General features: G+C 35.8%; 7 protein-coding genes. 4 read left to right on the top strand and 3 right to left on the bottom strand.

Going from position 1 to position 5,721, the window contains the following annotated elements; genetic code table 11:
• Window positions 1–136: 136 nt before the first annotated feature.
• From E1140_RS02315 to E1140_RS02300, 4 genes are all read left to right on the top strand, one after another.
• A complete protein-coding gene (locus E1140_RS02315) occupies window positions 137–1,249 on the top strand; it encodes a Na/Pi symporter (protein WP_343034125.1) in 1,113 nt (370 codons plus the stop codon).
• Window positions 1,250–1,438: 189 nt separating this feature from the next.
• Window positions 1,439–1,804, top strand: a complete 366-nt coding sequence (locus E1140_RS02310) for a phage holin family protein (protein WP_155178622.1) — start codon at window positions 1,439–1,441, stop codon at window positions 1,802–1,804.
• Between the two features lie 7 nt (window positions 1,805–1,811).
• Complete coding sequence (locus tag E1140_RS02305; protein WP_155178620.1) at window positions 1,812–2,189, top strand: hypothetical protein; 378 nt, start codon at window positions 1,812–1,814, stop codon at window positions 2,187–2,189.
• Window positions 2,158–2,922 (top strand): phosphoglycerol geranylgeranyltransferase, encoded by a 765-nt coding sequence (locus E1140_RS02300; RefSeq protein WP_155178618.1) that lies wholly within the window; start codon window positions 2,158–2,160, stop codon window positions 2,920–2,922. The genes E1140_RS02305 and E1140_RS02300 overlap by 32 nt, the downstream gene beginning before the upstream one ends.
• On the opposite strand, the gene E1140_RS02295 is transcribed toward E1140_RS02300, so the two are convergent.
• The 3 genes from E1140_RS02295 to E1140_RS02285 all read right to left on the bottom strand — a co-directional run.
• Window positions 2,908–3,831: a helix-turn-helix domain-containing protein gene (locus tag E1140_RS02295; protein WP_155178616.1), complete on the bottom strand. Its 924-nt coding sequence runs from the start codon at window positions 3,829–3,831 to the stop codon at window positions 2,908–2,910. The genes E1140_RS02300 and E1140_RS02295 overlap by 15 nt on opposite strands.
• Window positions 3,832–3,931: 100 nt before the next feature.
• Window positions 3,932–5,074, bottom strand: coding sequence for an acyl-CoA dehydrogenase (locus E1140_RS02290; protein ID WP_155178614.1), 1,143 nt, complete (start codon window positions 5,072–5,074; stop codon window positions 3,932–3,934).
• 88 nt (window positions 5,075–5,162) lie between these two features.
• The coding region (locus E1140_RS02285; RefSeq protein ID WP_155178612.1) for a zinc metallopeptidase at window positions 5,163–5,721 on the bottom strand (559 nt) is incomplete at its 5' end.

The raw sequence follows: 5,721 nt of genomic DNA, 5'->3' as shown, positions 1-5,721 counted from the left end.
GACAATCTACCATACATAAAACAATATAGTTGAATTTGATAAACTTTAAGAGTATTAGGCTTAACAATTGCTTAATACACAGAAGACAGAATCAGATTAATTTTCAACTAGCTTTGCAAAAATTTTAAGAACCATTTTGGATTTCTCATTGCAAATAACAAACAACAATAAAACAATAATAGCCAAGACAGCTTTTTTTCTTTTTGGGCTATTCCTATTCTTGTTTGCCCTTGACCTAATGGGATCATCGTTCCAACATTTAAGTAAGGACTCGCTAAGGTCAATTATAAATGCCGCTTCAAATCCTTTCATAGGGTTGTTCATTGGGCTATTAGTTACAGCACTTATTCAAAGCAGCTCTACAACTACCACCATGGTAGTAACGGCTGTAGCCACAGGATCTATCACACTGCATAACGCCATACCAATAATTATGGGTGCTAATGTTGGAACAACAATAACCAGCACTATTATTGCGCTTGGGTATATTGGTAAAAAAACAGAATTTGAAAGAGCCATATCAGCTGGTGTTATCCACGATATATTCAACATTTCAATTATATTTCTTCTTTTTCCACTAGAATACAAATACAGCCTGCTGACAAACTCAGCAGAATACTTTATTGACCTTCTGAATATAAGTGCCACGGATGATGTATCAACAGCAATTAAATTCAAACTATTTGACTTCAGTTGGCTTGTTCAATTATTTGACAAACTGATGCCTAGTGCCATTTTAAACTTACTATTATCGTTTATTTTACTCTTTGCATCTATAAAAATTATCTCTAAACTCATTTATAATTTTATTATCGGAAGAGCTGAAAACAGACTTCAACGGTATGTGTTCAACGACAACTTTCAATCTTTTAGCTGGGGGGCGTTAGCTACTGCTGTAGTACAATCTAGTTCTATTACAACATCTTTAATTGTGCCTTTAGTGGCCACTGGAAAAGCCAACTTAAAAAAGGTTATGCCATTCGTTTTAGGCGCCAATATTGGTACTACGGTAACTGCATTTATAGCTGTGTTGTATCAATCGCAAACAGCTATTAGTATTGCCATAGCACATTTACTTTTTAACGTTATTGGGGTTGTATTTTATTTATCATCTCCAGTCTTAAGACAGTTTTTAGTTTGGGCAGCAAGCAAGTTTGGACATATTGCAGAACGTTATAAATTTACTATTTTCATATATATATTACTGGTATTCTTCATAATACCGTTCTTGCTTATTTTCCTTAATTAAAAGCAAAACCCCAGGCATCGCTAGTCGAGCAAACTCAAGGAACATCATTTTTCGCAACCCTAGAAACTTATTTGCATTCCGGTCTAAGAGTAAATTGACCCGTTTAATTTCAAGCGTGTTCATGAATGGCAACCTTTTTTAAATGCATCGCTATTGACTATCTTCGTTGGATAATAAAGCATTTAAACTGTGTCTGAGAAAAAGGGAATATTGGGTTTATTAGGTATAGATAATATTTTTGAAAGCATCAAAAAGTTAGTGGATACCCGGCTTCAGATTATCAAACTTGAACTAAAAGATGATCTGGCCAAGTTCTTAGCTAATGCATTTATAAGTATAATCACGATTAATATACTCCTTTTTGCTGTTCTGTTGATCAGCATTGGAGTTAGCATATACCTTGGAAAGGTTCTAGACAACTACACAATGGGTTTTATCATTGTAGCAGCCTTTTATTTACTTATATTCTTCCTACTTATTATTTTTAGAAACAAAATCGGTCTTAAGGAGTTTTTTGAGAAAGAACTAAACAAATGGCTGCATATTGATAACTAAAAAAGACATGTCACTAAGAGCTAAACTTGAAAGGCAATCTGAGGAGGAGCAAAAATTCATTGAAAGTGAAATTATCAAGATTTCTGAAAAAGGTAAAAATATTGCTATCAATGGCCTATTCATAGCTGGTGGATTAGCTCTGTCGTATTTACTATTTAAGTATATCGTAGATGATGATGAAAAGCCTTCAAAAAAGGCTAAACCAATAATAATTAAAGAAGATAGTAGCGATGAAAAATCTGAATCAATGTTTGGAGGTATTACTAAAGCTATCGCTAAAGAGGCATTATTGTTACTTTTGGCATTAGCCAAAGACAGGTTGACCATCTATTTAAATAAAGACTCCGAAAGTAATGAAGAGCATCCTTCAAGAACTGCAAAATAAAAAGGCATCAGGTCAAAAGTCTTTGGCCGTGCTTATAGATCCAGATAAAATCACTGATTTATCAGCAATTCATCAATTGATTTCATTGGCTAATGAAAGTTATGTTGACTACTTCTTTGTTGGGGGCAGCCTTATTACTACTGATAACCTCAATCAGATAGTACAATTGATCAAAGGAGAAAGTGAAATTCCCGTTGTTCTTTTTCCAGGAAACAATATGCACATCAGTAATGATGCTGATGCCATCCTTTTTTTGAGCTTAATATCAGGCAGAAATGCTGATTTATTGATAGGGCAGCATGTTAATGCTGCTCCTTTCCTAAATAAAAGTTCGTTGGAAATACTTCCAACTGGCTATATGCTGATAAATTCAGGAAGCACCTCATCAGCATCTTATATGAGCAATACCATGCCCATTCCTCCGGATAAGTACTCAATTGCCTCATCCACTGCTTTGGCAGGTCAGATGCTTGGTCTTAAACTAATTTATATGGATGCGGGTAGTGGCTCAAAATCTGCCATAAATGCTAAGATGATTCGCAAAGTCAATGAAACAATTAACTGTCCTTTAATTATTGGTGGTGGTATATCCTCCACTAATTTGGCCAATGATGCACTGATGGCTGGTGCAGATGTAATAGTTATTGGTAACGCGATAGAAAAAAACCCCAATCTAATGATTGAGGTTTCTGAAAAAATCTATGATTTGAATAAGAGTTTAGACGTTCATTAATGTCTCCCTCTTTCTCATTTTACCTGCTGGTATACCATACATCATCTTGAATCTACGGCAGAAATATGCTGTATCTTTATAACCGCAATTTTTACCAATATCCCTAATACTCATTTTAGTTGTTCTTAACAACTTAACTGCAAATTCCATTCTTTGGTATTCTATATAGTCCTGAGGGTTTATACCTGTCAGTGTTTTGAAATACTGACCAACATAATCTTCAGAAACATCAGCAATATCAGAAAGTGCTTTGTTTGTTAGCTCACCACTCAAATTGTCTTTAATATACTTAAATAACTTGATTAAGCGAGGGTCTTTAAAGTAAGTACTGTTAGTTGCCATTTGTTCCACAAACAGTCTCTTCTCTAATATATGTCTGATCACCTCAATTACCATAAACTCAGTTTTGAGTTTGATCACTCTCTGATTACCGGCTCTTGCTTTCTGGTTTTCAGTTATTACATCATAAATAGCACTATTAACCGCTACATTTTCCAATGAAAAAGCTGGAATATCCAATGCAGTAAAGAAGTTTACTGTATCAAACACCTTAGTTTCAAATACAATCATGGTAAAGTCTGCAACAACATTCGAAAGATCTTCAGCTCCTGCCGTCTTAAAATACTCTGATTGTTTAAACCCAAATTCTTCTAAACTAAGCTCAGGTGCTTTTTCATCTACCATTCCGAAAGACAATGGCGTCATTCTGTTAGCTGGTATTAAAAGTGCATGGCCTTCCTTTAAAAGCTCCTTATCCTTACCAAAATGGATTGTACCCTTCTTCAGTATTAAAATTGCATTTTCCGTTTCTTCATAGTCCTTAAGGCTAAAAGGAGTCGAAACCTTTATATTATTGGACTTTAAGTATTTAATACCTAGGGATTCAATTATTTTGTTGTAATCTTCCATTACGATGCTGTATTTATTCAACCATAAAAGTAAATATTATTCGCAATATAATCATGCACTTTTCCAAGAAAAGTATGATTTTTTATAGATAGTTATTTAATTACTTCTTAAGTAACTCTCTAGCTATCACGATCTTCTGTATTTCAGAGGTTCCTTCATAGATTTGTGTTATTTTGGCATCTCTCATAAGTCGCTCCACATGGTATTCTTTCACAAATCCATATCCACCATGAACCTGCACAGCTTCCACAGTAATATCCATAGCTGCTTTAGAAGCAAATAACTTAGCCATCGCTGCTGCCTTCACATAATCTTTACCTTGATCCTTCAAAGCTGCGGCATGAAAACACATTAATCTGGCCGCCTCTATCTGAGTTGCCATATCCGACAATTTAAACTGAATAGCCTGATGTTGAGATATTTCTTTACCAAAGGCTTTTCTTTCTTTTGAATACTGAAGAGCCAGCTCATAAGCACCAGATGCTATACCTAAAGCTTGAGATGCAATACCAATTCTTCCACCATTAAGTGTTGACATAGCGAACTTAAACCCAAAACCATCTTCTCCTATTCTATTTGCTTTAGGCACTTTAACATCTGTAAACATTAAAGAGTGGGTATCAGAGCCTCTAATTCCTAACTTGTTCTCCTTTTTACCTACAACAAACCCATCCATACCCTTCTCTACAATTAGAGCATTGATACCGTGATGCTTCTTGTCCGCATCAGTTTGCGCAATAACTATATAAGTGCTTGCTGTACCACCATTAGTAATCCAGTTTTTAGTACCATTTAGCAGATAATGGTCACCCATATCAATGGCAGTTGTTCGCTGGCTGGTAGCATCTGACCCTGCTTCCGGTTCTGAAAGACAAAATGCACCAATATGTTCTCCTGTTGTAAGTTTGGTTAAGTATTTTTCTTTTTGCTCTTCATTACCATACTTCTCAATACCCCAACAAACTAAAGAATTGTTCACTGACATAACCACTGAACAGGAGGCATCCACCTTTGATATTTCCTCCATCGCCAATACATAGCTTATAGAGTCCATACCACCTCCATTATATTTTGGATCAGCCATCATACCCATAAAACCAAGTTCCCCTAGTTTCTTTACTTGCTCTTTAGGGTAAATTTGATTTTCATCTCTCTCAATAACGCCAGGTAGTAGCTCTGTCTGGGCAAAATCTCTTGCAGCATCTCTAACCGCTAGCTGCTCTTCTGTCAATTCAAAATTCATGGTTTACTTTTCTTTTTCTTATAAAAACAAAGAGGGGGCAGAATGTTTATTCTGCCCCCTCAAAAATACATTTATTTTACATTTGGAATTAGTCTCTACCACCTAAAAAGATACTGACATAATATAGTAGGGTAACTAAAGACCCCAATGCAACCACCACATAGGTCATAGCAGCCCATTTAAGAGCATCTTTGGCCATATCATGTTCCTGACTATTCACTATGCCTCTTTCGTCTATCCAGGCCAATGCTCTTTTACTAGCGTCAAATTCTACAGGCAAAGTAACAAACGAGAATAATGTCATTACTCCATAGGCTCCAATTATAACTAAAAGCACCATTTTAATAGGGAAGGCTGTGAAAAGGAAAAAGCCCCCAAACAACATCGCCATCATAATTACATTAAGAATTTTGGCACTAGCATTTTGCACAGGTACCATTGCAGATCTAAATTCAAGCATGCTATAAGCAGTCGCATGCTGTACAGCGTGTCCACATTCGTGAGAAGACACTGCCGCTGCTGCTGCATTTCTTCCATTATAAACTTCAGGACTTAGATTAACAGTTTTATTGGCTGGATTATAATGGTCGGTTAATTTTCCTGGTACACATATCACTTCCACATCATGAATACCATGGTCAGCAAGC

The organism is Fulvivirga lutimaris, assembly GCF_009711525.1.
Lineage (GTDB): Bacteria > Bacteroidota > Bacteroidia > Cytophagales > Cyclobacteriaceae > Fulvivirga > Fulvivirga lutimaris.
Note: the sequence above shows the minus strand (reverse complement) of the source record. Positions and strands in the feature narration are given on the sequence as shown.

Bases quoted from the DNA above. Each gene is read 5' to 3' on its own strand.
- E1140_RS02305 (WP_155178620.1), top strand. From the start codon at position 1,812: ATGTCACTAAGAGCTAAACTTGAAAGGCAATCTGAGGAGGAGCAAAAA.
- E1140_RS02300 (WP_155178618.1), top strand. From the start codon at position 2,158: ATGAAGAGCATCCTTCAAGAACTGCAAAATAAAAAGGCATCAGGTCAA.
- E1140_RS02295 (WP_155178616.1), bottom strand. From the start codon at position 3,831: ATGGAAGATTACAACAAAATAATTGAATCCCTAGGTATTAAATACTTA.
- E1140_RS02290 (WP_155178614.1), bottom strand. From the start codon at position 5,074: ATGAATTTTGAATTGACAGAAGAGCAGCTAGCGGTTAGAGATGCTGCA.